Below are 16,545 nucleotides of genomic sequence, written 5' to 3'. Positions count from 1 at the left end.
ATGTACGTAGCGGACAGCCGCGCCACTCCTTCGGCGCCGGCGTCCGCGGAGCCCGCCGCCCGGCCCGGTGCCGGGCGGCGGCGCGCCGTGGGCCCGACCGTGCTCGCCCTCGGCACGGTCAGTCTGATCACGGACGTCTCGTCGGAGATGGTGACGGCGGTGCTGCCGCTGTACCTGGTGGCGGGCCTCGGCCTGAGCCCCCTCGGCTTCGGCCTCCTCGACGGCGTCTACAACGGCTTCTCGGCCGTGGTGCGCCTGCTCGGCGGGCACGTCGCCGACCGGGGCGGCGGCCGGCACAAGACCGTCGCCGTCATCGGCTACGGCCTCTCGGCCCTGTGCAAGCCCCTGCTCCTCGTCGCCGGTTCACTGCCGGCGATCGGCGCGGTGCTCGCCGCCGACCGCACCGGCAAGGGCCTGCGCACGGCACCCCGCGACGCCCTCATCTCCCTGTCCAGCGAACCGGCCGCGCGGGGACGGGCGTTCGGCGTGCACCGGGCCATGGACACGGCGGGCGCGCTGCTCGGGCCGCTGGCCGCCTTCCTCATCCTGCGGGCGACCGTCGACGGCTACGACGCGGTCTTCACGGTGAGCTTCTGCGTGGCCGTTCTCGGCGTGGTCGTCCTGGTCCTGTTCGTGCCGGGCCGGACGCGCTCCGACCCGGCCCCGCCTCCTCCCGCACCGGCCGAGCCGCGCCCCGCCGACCGCCCGCGCCTACGCCTGCCGGCGACCGTCGTCCGCCCCACCGTCTGCGCGGCCCTGCTCGGCCTCGCCACGGTCAGCGACGCCTTCGTCTACCTCGTCCTGCAACGCCAACTCGGCGTGCCGGAACGCTGGTTCGCCCTCCTCCCCCTCGGCACGGCGGCCGCGTTCCTGCTGCTCGCCGCGCCGCTGGGCCGGCTGGCCGACCGGGTCGGCGCCTGGCCGGTGTTCCTCGCCGGGCACGGCGCCCTGCTCGCGGTCTACGGCCTGCTGCTCACCCACGCGCACAGTCCCGCGCTGCCCTACGCGGTGCTCCTCCTGCACGGCACGTTCTACGCGGCGACCGACGGCGTCCTGATGGCGGCCGCCTCCACCGGGCTGCCCGCCGACCGCCGCTCGACCGGCCTCGCCGTCGTCCAGACGGGCCAGGCCCTCGCCCGCTTCGCCTGCTCCCTCGGATTCGGGGCGCTGTGGACGGCGTGGGGCGACCGGAGCGCGCTGGCGGTGGCCGCGGTGCTCCTGGCGGCCGCAGCCACGGTCTCGTACATCCTCCGCCCCCGCACGACGAAAGCGACGGCTTCCGCATGACGTCCCGTACGACGGGTGGGCCCCAGGCAGACCCGTCTCCCCGCCTGATCAGCACCCGCGCCCGCCTCACGGTCCTGGTCGCCGCGGTGCTCGCGCTCGCCGCCGTCGCGACGGCCGCCGTGCTGCACGCCTCGGCGCGCGCCGAACGCAGGGACCAGGCCCGCCCCGGCGGCCCCGCGGTGACCTCCGGCCAGCTCTCGCTGACCCCGGGCGGCCGGCGCCTCGTGTTCCGCAACATGGCCTGGGGACCGCACCGCGACGAGCTCGCCACGGTCCCGGCCGGGGCGCCGGGCGGCCCCCGCACCGCCACCTCGACGGGCCGCAAGTGTCTGCGCTTCTCCGCGAGCGCGGGCACCGGGATCTGCCTCCAGGCCGTCCACGGCACCCTCGCCGACACCTACCGGGCGACCGTCCTGGACGCCCGCCTCCACGAGAAGGCGCACTACCCGGTCCCCGGCGTCCCCTCCCGCGCCCGCGTCTCGCCGAGCGGCCGGTACGCGGCGTGGACGGCGTTCGTCGGCGGTGACAGCTACGCGGGGACGAACTTCTCGACGCGGGCCGCGATCCTCGACACCGCCACCGGGAAACTCACCCCCACCCTGGAGACGTACGCGATCGTCAAGGACGCCAAGCCGTACCGGGCGGCGGACGCGAACTTCTGGGGCGTCACGTTCGACCGCGACGACCGCCACTTCTACGCGACGCTGGCCACGCACGGCGCCACGTACCTGGTCCGCGGCGACCTGCGCCGCCGCACGGTCACCACGCTCCACCGCAACGTCGAGTGCCCGTCCCTGTCCCCCGACGGCACGCGCGTCGCCTACAAGAAGAGGGTCCCCGGCCTCCCCGCCGACGCCCCGTGGCGCCTGTACGTCCTGAACCTGTCCACGGGCCGCGAGACCCCGCTCGCCGAGACGCGCAGCGTGGACGACCAGGCGGTCTGGAGCGACGCCGCCCACGTCACGTACGCGCTCCCCGGCGACTACGGCGCCGACCTCTACTCCGTACCGGCCGACGGCTCGGGCACTCCGCGCCGTCTCGCCACGGCCGCGGTCTCCCCGGCCTACCTTTGAACCATGGAGATGACCCTCGAAGTGATCCCGCTGCCCGTCTCGGACCTCGACCGGGCGAAGGCCTTCTACGTCGACAAGGTCGGCTTCCGCTGCGACGTCGACCGCGAACTGATGCCGGGCAGCCGCATCGTCCAGCTCACCCCGCCCGGCTCGGGCTGCTCGATCGTCCTCAGCGAGAACGTCCCGATCCCGACCGGCACCCCGGCCCCCGGCACGTACCACGGCCTGCAACTCGTGGTGACCGACATCAAGGCCGCCCGCGAGGAACTCCTCGCCCGCGGCCTGGACGTCTCGGAGCCCGTCCAGTTCGGCCCGTCCGACGGCGGCACGTTCATGCACTTCACGGACCCGGACGGAAACGGCTGGGCGATCCAGGAGTACCGCCACAGGGAAACGGTGCCCCTGCGGGACGCGCTCCGGCCCTGACACCACGCCGCACTCGGACCACCGGCGTCAGCCGAACCGGTGGACGACCTGGATCTCGCCCACGATGTGGGCGTTGAACTCGTCCAATTCCTCGGCCGGGACCCAGAGTTCGAGGATCGTCCGGCCTCCGGCCTGCTGGACGGGGTACCGGGTCAGGAACTCCGAGTCGACCTCGAACCGGGTGACGAAGCCGGCGCCGTCGTGCTTCACGTTCCAGTCGCGGGCGATCCGGATCGCGTAGTCCTCGTTCAGGACCGGGTAGAAGATCGGCTGCTCGGGCAGCCGGGGCGGCCACTCTCGCCAGCCCGACTCGCGCACCAGGTCCAGCTCCACGGGGCCGGTGGGGCGCCACAACGTCGTCGTCGCTTGCCGGGTCGTCATGGGTATCGCTCTCCGAACGTGGGGCCGCCGGGACGGCGGATCGGGACCGGACGATACCGGGCCACTGCGCGTCGGCGCGGGCGCGCACGGACAGACACGACCCATTTACAGCGCGAACGCATAAAGAAGGCTCTTGCATTAGCCCGCGTACGCAAGTATTGTCTTCACATGTAAGGCGCGCTTGTATCCAGAAGCGGCGCTCAGAGAAGGGGAGGCAGCCCCAGCCTCCCTCTCCTTCCCCCACCCCCACACGCAAAGGCACTACCTCATGTCCCTGAAGAACATCCTCCCCGGCCGTCTCGGCTTCGGTACCGCCCCGCTCGGCAACATGTTCCGCGCCATCCCCGACGAGGAGGCCGCCGCCACCGTCGAGGCCGCCTGGGACCAGGGCGTCCGCTACTTCGACACCGCCCCCTTCTACGGCGCGGGCCTGTCCGAGGAGCGCCTGGGCCAGGTCCTGTCCGCCAAGCCGCGCGACGAGTACGTCCTCTCCACCAAGGTCGGCCGCGTCGTCCTGGACGAGATCGAGAGCGACGTCCCCGACTTCGGCGAGAAGGGCGGCCTGTTCGAGCACGGCAACCCGAACAAGCTCCTGCACGAGTGGACCGCCGAGGCCACCGAGCGCTCCATCGAGGGCAGCCTCAAGCGCCTGAACACCGACCGCCTCGACATCGTCTGGGTCCACGACATCGCCCAGGACTTCCACGGCGACGCCTGGATCCAGAAGTTCGAGGAGGCCCGCACCGGCGCCTTCCGCGTCCTGTCCCGCCTGCGCGACGAGGGCGTCATCAAGGCCTGGGGCCTGGGCGTCAACAAGACCGAGCCCATCGAGATGACCCTCGCTCTCGACGAGCCGCAGCCCGACGGTTTCCTCCTGGCCGGCCGCTACACCCTCCTCGACCACGAGCACGCCCTGCAGCGTCTGCTCCCCCTGGCCCAGGAGCAGGGCGTCGACATGGTCGTCGGCGGCCCCTACAGCTCCGGCATCCTCGCCGGCGGCACCCACTTCGAGTACCAGCAGGCCCCCGCCCACATCATCGAGCGGGTCGCCAGGCTGAAGGACCTCACCGCCCGGCACGGCGTCTCCATCAAGGCCGCCGCCCTCCAGTTCTCCCTCGCCCACCCGGCCTCCGCGGCCGTCGTCCCGGGCGCCACCAAGCCGACCCGCATCGCCGAGGACACCGCCGCCCTCGACGAGAAGATCCCGGCCGCCTTCTGGACCGACCTGCGCGCAGCCGGCCTTGTCAGCCCGGCGGCTCCCCTCCCCCACGACGCCTGACCGACCTCACGGCTGAACCACCTCCCAGGAGAAGCAGCACCCATGGCTTCCACGTCCGTCTCCCGCACCGTCCCCGCCACGCCCCAGCAGGTCTGGAACCTCATCGGCGGCTTCGACGCCCTCCCCGACTGGCTCCCCTACATCCCCGAGAGCACCGCGCTCGAAGGCGGCCGCGTCCGCCGCCTCACCAACCCCGACGGCGACGTCATCATCGAGCGCCTCGTCGACTTCAACGAGGCCGAGCGCCACTACAGCTACGCCATCCTCGAGGCGCCCTTCCCCGTCGACGGCTACGTGTCCACCCTCCGCGTCCACCCCGTCCCCGGCCACGACGACATCGCCGAGGTCCAGTGGTCCGGCCGCTTCAACCCCAAGAACGCCACCGAGCAGGAAGTCGTCGACCTCTTCACCGGCATCTACGCCGACGGCCTCGACGCCCTCGCCAAGACCCTCACCGCCTGACACATCCCCGTACCCCCCACCCCCACCCGCACGGCCCGGACACGCCCCCGCGTGCGCGGGCCGCGGTGCGCGGTACGGGCGTCACACGCTGCGAGCCGCACCGCCCCGTCGGATCGTGAACCCATGACCATCGACGACCGCCCCCTGAACGGTGCGGTCAGGTGAGCCCGTCGCCCCCGGGAACGCCACGCCGCAGCGTCGCCCCGCTGGAGCTGTTCTTCGACCTGGTCTTCGTCTTCGCGATCGGGCAGCTGGCGGAGCACCTGCTCCACGAACTGTCCTGGCGCGGGGCCGCAGAGACGGCGGTGATGCTCGTCGCGGTGCTCAGCACCTGGGCGCTGACCAGCTTCGACGCCACCTTCCTGGACGTGGAGCGGCCCCGGACCCGGTGGCTGGTTTTGGTGGTGATGGGCCTGGGCCTGTTCATGAACGCCCAGATCCCGCACGCCTTCGCCGGCCGCCCGTGGGCGTTCGCGATCCCGCTGGTCGCCATCCTGCTCCTGGTCGACATCGCCGCCGCCGCGACCGCCCCGACCCCCGTCCTGCGCCGGCACTACCGCCGTGTGACGGTGTGGGCGATCGTCTCGGTGCCGCTGTGGCTGATCGGCGCGGCCACGGACCACGGGCCCCGGCTCGCCTGGTGGGCGGCGGCAGCGGCCGTCGACATGCTGGGCGTCTGGCTGGCCCACCCCCTGCCCCGCGACCGCCTCTCTTCCCAGGACCTGGTCTTCGACGCCGAGCACATGGTGGAGCGGATCCGGCTGTTCATCATCATCCAGCTCGGCGAGACGGTCCTGACCATCGGCACGGCGATCTCGGGAGCCCCGGTGGACGCGGCGACCGTGACGGCCGGCCTCGGCGTCTTCGTCGCGCTGGTCTGCCTGTGCGCCAGCTACTTCCAGGGCGGCGAGGACATCCTCGCCCGGCACGTCGCCACCACCACCGACAAACTCCTGCCGGTCCGCCGCGCGGTCAGCGGCCAGTACCCGACCCTGGCCGGCCTGGTCGCCCTCGCCGTGGGCGCCGAACTCGCCATCGCCCACCCCACCGGCCACGGCAGCACCACCCTGAGCCTGCTCCTCTTCGGCGGCCCGATCCTCTACGTGATCACCCAGGCCTGGTGGTACCACGCCTCCACGGGCCAGGCCTGGGGCGCCCGCCTCCTCGCCTGCCTGGCCTTCGCCCTGGCAGGCACCGCCACCCTGCGCATGCCCCCACTGATCGCGGTCCTGATCCTCGACGTCATCCTGATCGCCCTGGTCACAGCACTGAGAGCGGTACACCGCCGAGTCCTCGCGGGGAGACCACCGAGCCCCACACGTAGACGAGCCTCCGGGGGGCAACCCATGCGACCGCCACCACCGAAGGCTCACCACGACAGCCGCTCTGAACTGCCCTACAGCACCGGCAAGTTCTTCCGCAGCTCGAACGCGGTCACCTCGGAGCGGTACTCCTCCCACTCCTGCTTCTTGTTGCGGAGGAAGAAGTCGTAGACGTGTTCGCCGAGGGTTTCGGCGACGAGTTCCGAGCGCTCCATGAGGGCGATCGCCTCGCCGAGGTTCTGCGGGAGGGGTTCGATGCCGAGGGCGCGGCGTTCGGCGTCGCGCAGGGCCCAGACGTCGTCGTCGGCGCCGGGCGGGAGTTCGTAGCCCTCCTCGATGCCCTTGAGGCCGGCGGCGAGGAGGACCGCGTAGGCGAGGTAGGGGTTGCAGCCGGAGTCGAGGGAGCGGACCTCGACGCGGGCCGAGCCGGTCTTGCCGGGCTTGTACATGGGGACGCGGATGAGCGCGGAGCGGTTGTTGTGGCCCCAGCAGATGTAGGACGGGGCCTCGCCGCCGGCACCCGCCGTGCGCTCGGAGCCGCCCCAGATGCGCTTGTAGGAGTTGACCCACTGGTTGGTGACCGCGGAGATCTCGGCCGCGTGGCGCAGCAGGCCCGCGATGAAGGAGCGGCCGACCTTGGAGAGCTGGTACTCGGCGCCGGACTCGTAGAACGCGTTGCGGTCGCCCTCGAAGAGGGAGAGGTGGGTGTGCATGCCGGAGCCGGGGTATTCGGAGAACGGCTTGGGCATGAAGGTCGCGTTCACACCCTGTTCGAGGGCGACCTGCTTCATGACCAGGCGGAAGGTCATGATGTTGTCGGCGGTGGAGAGGGCGTCGGCGTAGCGCAGGTCGATCTCCTGCTGGCCGGGGGCGCCCTCGTGGTGGCTGAACTCGACCGAGATGCCCATCGACTCGAGCATGGTGATGGCCTGGCGGCGGAAGTCCATGCCCACGTTCTGCGGGGTGTGGTCGAAGTAGCCGGAGTTGTCGGCGGGCGTGGGGCGCGAGCCGTCCAGCGGCTTGTGCTTGAGCAGGAAGAACTCGATCTCGGGGTGGGTGTAGAAGGTGAAGCCGAGGTCGGAGGTCTTGGCGAGGGCGCGCTTGAGGACGTAGCGCGGGTCGGCGAAGGACGGGGAGCCGTCGGGCATGAGGATGTCGCAGAACATGCGGGCCGTGCCGGGGGCCTCCGCGCGCCAGGGCAGGACCTGGAAGGTGGAGGGGTCCGGCTTGGCGATCATGTCGGACTCGTAGACGCGGGCGAAGCCCTCGATGGCAGAGCCGTCGAAGCCGATTCCCTCGTCGAATGCCTGTTCAAGCTCGGCGGGGGCCACGGCCACCGACTTGAGGAAGCCGAGCACGTCCGTGAACCACAGGCGTACGAACCGGATGTCGCGCTCCTCGAGAGTACGGAGCACGAATTCCTGCTGCTTGTCCATCTTCCGCTTCCACCCATCCTTGCTGGTCAGGCCGCCTGCTCCAACGCCGTCGAAAGGCCTGCTTCCATCCCACCACACGCCCGTTTCGTGCGCGTTGCCGACCATGATCGTCCCTGATCGGCCGGTGTGGTTCTCATAGTGCCTGCCGGTCCCCTTCCGGCCATAGTGCCTGCCGCCGTACAGCCCCACGACAGGGGGCCCGCACCTGGGCCAAAAGCCGTCTCCCGCGGCCCCTGTTTCCCCACTACGATCGGCGGACCCGTCCGTCTCATCCTTTTCACAGAAGGACTCTGCATGGGTTCCGCCAAGAGCACGACCCCTCTGTCCGCCCGGGACCGCATCGAGGAGATGCGGCGTGCCGAGCGGGCCCGCGAGCGGCGCCGCCGGATCTCGGTCGTCGTCGCGAGCACGGCCGTCGTGGCCGCCCTGATAGGAGCGGGCGCCTGGGCCGTGAGCAAGGGCGGCGACGACGACGCGTCGGCGTCGAAGGCAGGCGCGAAGACCGACGCGAAGGGCGCGGCGGCCGCCGGGCACTTCAGCTACGACAAGGACGGCGTCGGCACGTGGAGCGGCAAGCTCGCCCGCAACCACGTGGCCAAGAAGGTCACGTACCCGATGGAGCCACCGGTCGGCGGGGACCACAACCAGGTGTGGATGAACTGCAACGGCGACGTCTACGGCAAGGCGATCCCGAACGAGAACGCGGTGCACGCCCTGGAGCACGGCGCGGTCTGGGTCACGTACAACGGCAAGGCCTCCGACGCCGACGTCGCCGCGCTGGAGAAGAAGGTGAAGGCGACCCCGTACTCGCTGATGAGCCCGGTCGAGGACCAGAAGGATCCGATCATGCTCAGTGCCTGGGGGCACCAGCGGACGGTGAAGAGCGCCTCGGACCCGGCGCTCGGCGCGTTCTTCGAGCGGTTCGTGCAGGGGCGGCAGACGCCCGAGCCGGGCGCGGCGTGCACGGGTGGTCTGAGCGGGTGACGAGCGCGACCCGGTGGCTGGTCCCGGCCGCGGCGGCGGTGCTCGTCGCGGCCGGCGCGGTCACGTACGCGGTGGCCGACGGGGACCACCCGCCGGCCCCGGCCTCGGTGGCGGTGCCGGGCGCGGACTCCGCTGACGCGGGCTTCGCCCGGGACATGGCCGTGCACCATCAGCAGGCCGTCGAGATGTCGTACATCGTGCGGGACGGGACGCGCGACGAGGACGTGCGGCGGCTCGCCTACGACATCGCGCAGACGCAGGCGAACCAGCGCGGGATGCTGCTCGGCTGGCTCGACCTGTGGGAGCTGCCCAAGGTGTCCGCCGATCCGCCGATGACGTGGATGGGGATGGGGGACGCGCCGGCCGGCGAGGACGGGGCGCTGATGCCGGGGATGGCGACGGACACGCAGCTGGAGGCGTTGCGCGGGAAGCGCGGCCGGGACGCCGAGGTCGGCTATCTGCGGCTGATGATCGCCCACCACAAGGGCGGGGTGCACATGGCCGAGGGCTGTGTGAAGCGGTGCGAGGTGAAGGCCGAACGGCGCCTTGCGCGCGGCATGGTGGAGTCTCAGGAGTCGGAGATCGACCTGATGACGGGGATGCTGAAGGAGCGCGGCGCCCGGCCGTAGCCCGGCGCTTCCGGATCGGTCAGGGCGTGCCAAAACGGCGTCAAACCGACTCGCCCTGACCGTACTTGACCCGACTTGACGCCAACTTGATCGTTCCATTCCCCTCACGTGAACGGTTGGTGGTGAGAGTGGGGGCCCTCTGCGTGTGCATCACATGTGCACCTCACCCAGGGGGTTTCCACGATGAGATCCATCCGCGGCACTCGCCGCACCCGCGCCAGAGCAGGCCTGAGCATCGCGGCGACACTGCCGCTGCTGGCCGGCGCCCTCGCCCTCGCCACCCCGGCCGCGCAGGCCGACACGGGTGCCCGGGACACGCTCTCGGGCACCAAGCCGCTGTGGGCCACCGGCTCCGCCGACCGCGGTGCCACCCCGGACGGCAACACGGTCCACACCCGCGTCTACCTCGCGGGACGCGACGCGAAGGGCCTGGCCGCGTACGCGCGCGCCGTGTCCGACCCGAAGTCGCGGCAGTACGGCAAGTACCTGACGGCGAAGCAGGCGCGCGACCGGTTCGGCGCGACGAAGCAGCAGGTCGCCGAGGTCACCGCGTGGCTGAAGGCCGCGGGCCTGACCGTCACCGGCACCACGGAGCACTACATATCCGTTTCGGGTGACGTGGCCGCGACCGAGAAGGCGTTCGGCACCCAGCTGCACGACTTCGCCAAGAGCGGTCACACCTACCGGGCCCCGTCCAGGGCCGCCTCCGTGCCCGCCTCCCTCGACGGCGCCGTGCTCACGGTCACCGGCCTGGACAGCGCCCCGCACAAGGCGACGAAGAAGGACCAGCTGCCGCCGCCGGACGCCGTGTTCCGCAACTCCGGGCCGTTCTCCTCGTACTACGGCTCGAAGATCGCGACGACGCTCCCGGACGCGTACGGCGGCAAGGTGCCCTACGCGATCAAGGGGTACACGGGCAAGCAGCTGCGTGCCGCCTACGGCGCCGGCAAGGCCACCGGCAAGGGGGTGCGGGTCGCGATCACCGACGCGTACGCCTCGCCGACCATCGCGAAGGACGCGGCCGAGTACGCGTCCAAGCACGGTGACGCGCCGTACGCGAAGGGCCAGTTCAACCAGGTCCTGCCGAAGAACTACACGAAGACCGAGGAGTGCGGCGCGGCCGGCTGGTACGGCGAGGAGACCCTCGACGTCGAGGCCGTGCACGCGGTGGCGCCGCAGGCGGGCATCACGTACGTGGGCGCCTCATCCTGCTACGACGACGACCTGCTCGACTCGCTGCACAAGATCGTCGACAAGCACCTGGCCGACATCGTCTCCAACTCCTGGGGCGACATCGAGGCCAACCAGACGCCCGAACTGGCCACCGCCTACGACCAGGTGTTCCAGCTCGGCGCCGTCGAGGGCATCGGCTTCTACTTCTCGTCCGGCGACAACGGCGACAACGTCGCGTCGACCGGCACGAAGCAGGTCGACACGCCCGCCAACTCGGCCTGGGTGACCGCCGTCGGCGGTACCTCGCTGGCCGTCGGCAAGGGCGACGCCTACCAGTGGGAGACCGGCTGGGGCACGCTCAAGGCCAACCTCTCGGCCGACGGCAAGAGCTGGACCGACTTCCCCGGCGCGTACACCTCCGGTGCGGGCGGCGGCACCAGCAAGACCGTCCCGCAGCCCTTCTACCAGAAGGGTGTCGTGCCGGGTGAGCTCGCGCGCGCCAACGGCGGCCTGAACCGCGTCGTGCCGGACATCGCGGCGGTCGCCGACCCCAACACCGGCTTCCTGGTGGGGCAGACGCAGACCCTGCCCGACGGTTCGCTCGGCTACGACGAGTACCGCATCGGCGGTACGTCGCTGGCGGCGCCGGTGATCGCGGGTGTGCAGGCGCTGGCGCAGCAGGTGCGCGGCGGGCACGCGATCGGGTTCGCGAACCCGGTGATCTACGGGCACTACGGGTCGCGGGTCTACCACGACGTCACCGACCAGCCGGTGAAGGGTGGCCTCGCGGTGGCGCGGGTCGACTTCGCGAACGGGGCCGATGCGGCTGACGGGCTGCTCACCTCGGTTCGCAGCCTCGGTAAGGACGCGTCCCTGAAGGCGGTCCGCGGCTACGACGACGTGACGGGTGTCGGTTCGCCGGCCTCGGGTTACGTGTCGTCCTACGGCCGCCGCGGCTGAGGCTTACGCGCCGACGCCAGCATCTGCCCAGCCCCCATCGGTCGCGACCACCGGCCGGTGGGGGCTGGTCGCGCAGTTCCCCGCGCCCCTGGGGATGCGCACTTCGTGCGCCATCTCCAGGGGCGCGCCCGCTCATCGGGGAAATGCGACCCGAAGGGTCTGCATTTCAGGGGCGCGGGGAACTGCGCGAGAAGCCCCACCGGCCCGCAGGCGCGAACCACCGGCACCCCGCGAACGGCTAGGCGACCCGCGCCATGTCCCCCCGCCCCGTACCGCCCCGCAGCTCAAGGCCCGAGACGACCCGCTCGACCTCCTCCACGGCGAACACCCCGAGCCGCCGCACCTCGCTCCCCTGCGCCCCGGCCACATGCGGAGTGACGAGCACGTTGGGCAGCCCGAGCAGCGGATGCCCGGAGGGCAGGGGCTCGGGCCACGTGACGTCGAGGTAGGCCGACAGCCGCCCGGCGGAACACTCCACGGCCAGCGCCTCGTTGTCGACCAGCGCGCCCCGCGCCGTGTTGATCACGGTCCCCCCGTCCGGCACGAGCGCCAGCATCTCCGCGCTCAGCATGCCCCGCGTCTCGGGCAGCAGCGGCGCGTGCACGCTGACGATCGTGCTGCGCCGGCACAGCTCGGCGAGCGAGACCCGCTCGGCTCCGAGCCGCGCCGCCTCCCCCGCGTCGACGTACGGGTCGCACAGCAGCACCCGGTACCCCGCGTCGTCCGCCCGCAGGGCCTCGATGACCCGGCGTCCGATGCGGGAGGCGCCGATGATGCCGACGGTGCGCCCGTCGGCCCCGTCCCGTTCGGTGAAGCCCGGCCAGGCCGTCGCGTACGCCGCGGCCGTGGCCAGCGCCCCCTTCGCCGCGAAGGTGATCGCGGCGAGCGTGTAGGCCACGACGGGCCCGGCGTTGGCGTCGGCCGCCGAGGACACCAGCAGCCCGCGCTCCCAGACGGCGTCCGTGACGATGGGCCGTACGGAACCGGCCGCGTGGATCACCGCTTTCAGGCGCGGAGCCGTGTCGAGCACCTCCCGGGTGAGCGGCGGGCAGTCCCAGCCGGTGACCAGGATCTCCGCCTCGGCGAGGGCCGCGACCGCCTCGGGCGCGTCGAGCGGCCCGGTCAGCGGCGGGGCCGCCAACCGCACGCTGCGGTCGAGCCGTTCGCGCAGGTCGGGCGGGAAGACCCGCTCCACCACCTGGGCACCCATGGCCAGTGCCGCGGTCGGTCGGTGTGCCGTCACGCGCTCCTACCTCTCGTCGCAAGGATCTCGCACGAGGTCGCGCGTGTGTCGCGGCGAACCTCTGTAACCGGTTACAGCAGTGCCTCAGATGGCCAGGCACGGGATGACAGTACGGTCAATACTTCCCTGCGCCAAGGGGGTTGACCGGCCGTAGTAACCGTTTTAGATTCCGCCTCACCTTGTTCGAACGACGGAGGGGTTCCCGTGCCCACGGTGGCGAAGGAAAGGCCCGAAGCCGGGGTGGCTGACTCTCCCGGCAGGCCGGAAACCGGCACAAATGCCGTCACAGCCCGGCGAGACAGCAGGTGGAAACGTTTTCGGAGCAGTCGCACGCTGCTGCTGCTCATGGTGCCGGGCGTCGCGTACTTCCTGGTCTTCCACTACGGCGCCTTCGTCGGGAACGTCGTGGCGTTCAAGGAGTACGACCCGTTCGCCGGCTTGTGGGGCAGCCCCTGGGTCGGGTTCGGGAACTTCAGCCGGATGTTCGGCGACCCCGACTTCTGGCACGCGACGTGGAACACGCTCTACATCGCCGTGCTCCAGCTGGTGTTCTACTTCCCGGTGCCGCTCGCGATCGCGCTGCTGCTGCACAGCCTGACCTCGGATCTGCTGCGCCGCTTCGTGCAGTCCGTCGTCTACCTGCCGCACTTCCTGTCGTGGGTGATCGTCGTCGCCCTGTTCCAGCAGGTCCTGTCGGACACCGGCCTGCTCAACAGCTTCCTGGGCGACAGCGGCCTGCACACCGTCGACATCATCGGCAACCCGGACGCGTACCGGCCGCTGGTGGTCGCCGAGGTGATCTGGAAGGACGCCGGCTGGGGCACGATCATCTTCCTGGCCGCCCTGATGCAGGTCGACGAGCAGCAGTACGAGGCCGCCGCGATCGACGGGGCCGGGCCCTGGCGCCGCTTCTGGCACGTGACGCTGCCGTCGATCCGGCCGATCGTGGTGCTGCTGCTGATCATGCGGCTCGGCGACATCCTCTCCGTCGGCTTCGAGCAGATGCTGCTGCAGCGTCCGTCGGTGGGCCCGGAGGTCGGCGAGGTGCTCGACACCTTCGTCTACTGGCAGGGCATCATCGGCGGCGACATCGGCTACGCCACGGCGGCCGGCCTCTTCAAGGGCCTGGTCGGCGCCCTCCTCGTCTTCGTCGCCAACCGCATCGCGCACCAGCTCGGCGAGCAGGGGGTCTACAAGTGAGCAGCACGTCCACCCGAGTCGACCGTCCGGCCTGGATGGAGAAGCCCAAGCCGGTCACCAAGGCGGCCAAGGGCGTGGCCGTCCTGGTCCTCCTGGCCCTGGTCCTGGTCCCGTTCCTGGTGATCATCTCGACGTCGCTGGCCTCCAACAAGGAGGTCGTGGCGAACGGCGGCTGGGTCCTGTGGCCCACCGATCCCACCCTGCGCGCCTACGAGCAGATCCTCAGCGGCGGCATCGTGACGAAGGCGCTCGGCGTGAGCGTCGGGATCACCGCGATCGGTACGTTCGTGTCGCTGGCCTGCACCGCGTGCCTCGCGTACGCGCTGAGCCGGCCCGGCGTCTTCGGCGGCAAGCCCGTCCTGCTGGTCGTCCTGTTCACGTTCCTCTTCCCGCCCGGCATGATCCCGGCGTTCCTGCTGGTCAAGGGCCTGGGCATGCAGAACATGTACGCCGCCCTGATCGCGCCCGTCCTGATCAACGTGTTCAACCTCGTCGTCCTGCGCGGCTTCTTCCAGGGCATCCCGGAGGAGCTGTACGAGGCGGCCCGGCTGGACGGCGCGGGCGACTGGACGGTGTTCTGGCGGATCGTGCTCCCGCTGTCGAAGGCGGCGCTGGCGGTGGTCGGCCTCTTCTACGCGGTCAGCTACTGGAACGCCTGGTTCCATGCCTCGATCTACCTGGAGTCCGACCACTGGCCGCTCTCCCAGGTGCTGCGCACGTACGTGATCGGCGGCGCGCAGATCGCCGACACCGGGCTGAGCGAGGCCGGCATGGTCTCCGCCCCGCAGACGACGCAGATGGCCGTCCTGGTGATCGCCACCGTGCCGATCCTGATCGTCTACCCCTTCCTGCAGAAGTACTTCACCAAGGGCGTGCTCACCGGCGCCATCAAGAGCTGAGCAGGTCAAGCACCACCGAGCACGGTCAAGCACCAAAGAGCTGAGCAACCCCCCGCACTTCTCTGTCTCGACCTCCTTGATCCGAAGGGTCCTTCACCATGTCCGCGAACCTCTCCCGCCGCACCCTGCTGCGCTCCATCGCGATCGGCGGCGCCGCGCTCGCCGCCCCCTCCGTGCTCACCGCCTGTTCCTCCGATGGCAGCGGCGGCGGTGGCTCCGTCTCCAACGCGGGCAAGAAGGCGGCCGCCTGGCCCACGTACACCCCGGCCAAGGGCGCCACGCCCGACCTCGCGCCGACCGCCGAGGGCGTGCAGGCCGGCTACACGAAGTACCCGGCCGAGCTGGTGAAGGCGATCGCCGAGAAGCCGGGCACCGGCAAGGAGAAGATCAAGGTCCTCACGATCACGTACGGCACCCCGCCGAAGCCGGCCGCGCAGAACAAGTACTGGGCGGCGGTCAACAAGGCGCTGGGCGTCGACGTCGAGTTCACGATCGTGCCGGACGCCGACTTCCGGGCGAAGATGGCGACCCTGTTCGCCGGGGACGACATCCCCGACATCATCAACATCGGCGGCGGCTACGTGCTCCCGCGCGAGGCCCAGTTCGTGAAGACGCGCTGCGCCGACCTCACCGAGTACCTGTCCGGCGACGCGGTCAAGGACTACCCGAACCTCGCGGGCATCCCGACGTACGCCTGGGAGGGCATGGGCCGGATCTCGGGCCGGATCTACGGCGTCCCGGTGGAGCGGCCCAAGCCGCAGGACACGATGTTCTTCAACAACGGGGTCTTCACGAAGGCCGGCTACAAGCCCGGCATGTCGGCGGACGACTTCGCGGCCCTCGCCAAGGACACGACGGGCGCCAAGAAGTGGGCGCTGGGCTCGTCGACGACGGCGTACTTCGGCTACAAGACGCACGCCAACTGGTTCGGCGCGCCCAACGAGTTCGCCCTCCAGGACGGCAAGATGGTGCACTGGGGCGCCACCGACGAGTTCAAGGCGATGCTGGAGTACCTCTCCAAGCTGCGCAAGGACGGCTCGTACTACCCGGAGGCCACCTCGGTCTCGCAGGTCGACCTCAAGACCCAGTTCTGGAACGGCTCCGTGCTGTCCATGACGGACGGCTTCCTCGCCTACCCGGCCGCCGCGCAGGGCATCAAGAACTCCTTCGACCTCGACGCCCTCGTCCCGTACACCGCGCCGGGGGCCACCCCCAAGTACCAGCAGAGCCGCGGCATCTTCGGCTACACGGTCATCAAGAAGGCGTCCAAGGACCGCATCAAGCTGATCCTGCGCGTCCTCGACTTCCTGGCCGCCCCGTTCGGCTCCGAGGAGTACGAGCTGACCCACTTCGGCCTGGAGGGCACGCACTTCGAGCGCGACAAGGACAACAACCCGATCGCCAACAAGCTGGGCCTGGTCGAGTCGAAGACGAACGTCCCGTTCATGTACCTCTCCGACGCCCCGCAGGTGCTCTACGCTCCCGGCTTCGGGGACGTCGTGAAGCGGCTGCACGCGTGGCAGCAGAAGGTCGTCCCGATGATGCAGCCCAACGCCCGCTGGGGCCTGCAGTCCGACACGTACAACAAGCAGGGCGCGGCGCTCCAGCAGCTGATGGACGACAGCGTCACCGCCGTCGTCACCGGCCGCAAGAAGGTCTCCGACTGGGACGCCCTGTACGGGAAGTGGGAGGCGCAGGGCGGCAAGAAGGTCATCGGCGAGTTCACCACGGAGTACGCCGCGGCCCACTGAACCGGGCCGGCGGAACACCGGCACACGCGATGATGGTGCG

The 16,545-nt window shown here is 70.8% G+C and carries 15 protein-coding genes; 12 read left to right on the top strand and 3 right to left on the bottom strand.

Translation table 11 applies throughout. From position 1 onward, the window contains the following. From IAG42_RS25490 to IAG42_RS25480, 3 genes are read left to right on the top strand one after another with little or no spacing between them, the layout of a single operon-like run. Positions 1–1,287: an MFS transporter gene (locus IAG42_RS25490; RefSeq protein ID WP_188339286.1), complete on the top strand. Its 1,287-nt coding sequence runs from the start codon at positions 1–3 to the stop codon at positions 1,285–1,287. Beyond that, the gene (locus IAG42_RS25485) at positions 1,284–2,360 is read left to right on the top strand and encodes a TolB family protein (protein ID WP_394811248.1); all 1,077 of its coding nucleotides are present in this window, start codon (positions 1,284–1,286) and stop codon (positions 2,358–2,360) included. Before IAG42_RS25490 ends, IAG42_RS25485 begins: the two co-directional genes overlap by 4 nt. 3 nt (positions 2,361–2,363) lie before the next feature. Next, positions 2,364–2,786 carry a VOC family protein gene (locus IAG42_RS25480; protein ID WP_188339285.1) on the top strand — a complete coding sequence of 141 codons (423 nt, stop codon included), beginning with the start codon at positions 2,364–2,366 and terminating at the stop codon, positions 2,784–2,786. A gap of 27 nt (positions 2,787–2,813) precedes the next feature. Here IAG42_RS25480 and IAG42_RS25475 read toward each other — a convergent pair whose 3' ends face one another. Next, positions 2,814–3,167 carry a hypothetical protein gene (locus IAG42_RS25475; RefSeq protein ID WP_188339284.1) on the bottom strand — a complete coding sequence of 118 codons (354 nt, stop codon included), beginning with the start codon at positions 3,165–3,167 and terminating at the stop codon, positions 2,814–2,816. Positions 3,168–3,435: 268 nt separating this feature from the next. Between IAG42_RS25475 and IAG42_RS25470 the strand changes: the two genes are divergently transcribed. From IAG42_RS25470 to IAG42_RS25460, 3 genes are all read left to right on the top strand, one after another. After that, positions 3,436–4,446, top strand: coding sequence for an aldo/keto reductase (locus IAG42_RS25470; RefSeq protein ID WP_188339283.1), 1,011 nt, complete (start codon positions 3,436–3,438; stop codon positions 4,444–4,446). 42 nt (positions 4,447–4,488) lie between these two features. Then, a complete protein-coding gene (locus IAG42_RS25465; protein ID WP_188339282.1) occupies positions 4,489–4,908 on the top strand; it encodes an SRPBCC family protein in 420 nt (139 codons plus the stop codon). Between the two features lie 161 nt (positions 4,909–5,069). Then, complete coding sequence (locus tag IAG42_RS25460) at positions 5,070–6,401, top strand: low temperature requirement protein A (protein WP_188339281.1); 1,332 nt, start codon at positions 5,070–5,072, stop codon at positions 6,399–6,401. Here IAG42_RS25460 and IAG42_RS25455 read toward each other — a convergent pair. Further along, positions 6,305–7,666: a glutamine synthetase family protein gene (locus tag IAG42_RS25455; RefSeq protein ID WP_188339280.1), complete on the bottom strand. Its 1,362-nt coding sequence runs from the start codon at positions 7,664–7,666 to the stop codon at positions 6,305–6,307. The genes IAG42_RS25460 and IAG42_RS25455 overlap by 97 nt on opposite strands. 294 nt (positions 7,667–7,960) lie before the next feature. On the opposite strand from IAG42_RS25455, the gene IAG42_RS25450 reads away from it, so the two are divergent. From IAG42_RS25450 to IAG42_RS25440, 3 genes are all read left to right on the top strand, one after another. Further along, positions 7,961–8,650, top strand: a complete 690-nt coding sequence (locus IAG42_RS25450; protein WP_188339279.1) for a DUF3105 domain-containing protein — start codon at positions 7,961–7,963, stop codon at positions 8,648–8,650. Then, entirely contained in the window at positions 8,647–9,279 is a 633-nt protein-coding gene (locus IAG42_RS25445) for a DUF305 domain-containing protein (RefSeq protein ID WP_223206154.1), read from the top strand. The genes IAG42_RS25450 and IAG42_RS25445 overlap by 4 nt, the downstream gene beginning before the upstream one ends. Before the next feature lie 183 nt (positions 9,280–9,462). Continuing rightward, positions 9,463–11,412: a S53 family peptidase gene (locus IAG42_RS25440; RefSeq protein WP_188339278.1), complete on the top strand. Its 1,950-nt coding sequence runs from the start codon at positions 9,463–9,465 to the stop codon at positions 11,410–11,412. Between the two features lie 238 nt (positions 11,413–11,650). On the opposite strand, the gene IAG42_RS25435 is transcribed toward IAG42_RS25440, so the two are convergent. Beyond that, complete coding sequence (locus IAG42_RS25435) at positions 11,651–12,622, bottom strand: hydroxyacid dehydrogenase (protein WP_188341597.1); 972 nt, start codon at positions 12,620–12,622, stop codon at positions 11,651–11,653. A 378-nt stretch (positions 12,623–13,000) separates the two neighbouring features. Between IAG42_RS25435 and IAG42_RS25430 the strand changes: the two genes are divergently transcribed. The 3 genes from IAG42_RS25430 (at position 13,001) to IAG42_RS25420 (ending at position 16,505) form a co-directional block, all read left to right on the top strand. Further along, on the top strand, positions 13,001–13,855 hold the full coding sequence (locus IAG42_RS25430) for an ABC transporter permease (protein ID WP_188339277.1): 855 nt from the start codon (positions 13,001–13,003) through the stop codon (positions 13,853–13,855). Positions 13,856–13,890: 35 nt separating this feature from the next. Further along, complete coding sequence (locus IAG42_RS25425; protein WP_188341596.1) at positions 13,891–14,754, top strand: carbohydrate ABC transporter permease; 864 nt, start codon at positions 13,891–13,893, stop codon at positions 14,752–14,754. Between the two features lie 98 nt (positions 14,755–14,852). Continuing rightward, entirely contained in the window at positions 14,853–16,505 is a 1,653-nt protein-coding gene (locus tag IAG42_RS25420; RefSeq protein ID WP_188339276.1) for a type 2 periplasmic-binding domain-containing protein, read from the top strand. Positions 16,506–16,545: the final 40 nt, after the last annotated feature.

The sequence above is a fragment of the Streptomyces xanthii genome (genome assembly GCF_014621695.1).
Taxonomy (GTDB): Bacteria; Actinomycetota; Actinomycetes; order Streptomycetales; family Streptomycetaceae; genus Streptomyces; species Streptomyces xanthii.
The sequence above is the reverse complement of the archived record's forward strand: the minus strand, read 5'-3'. Positions and strand labels throughout refer to the sequence as shown.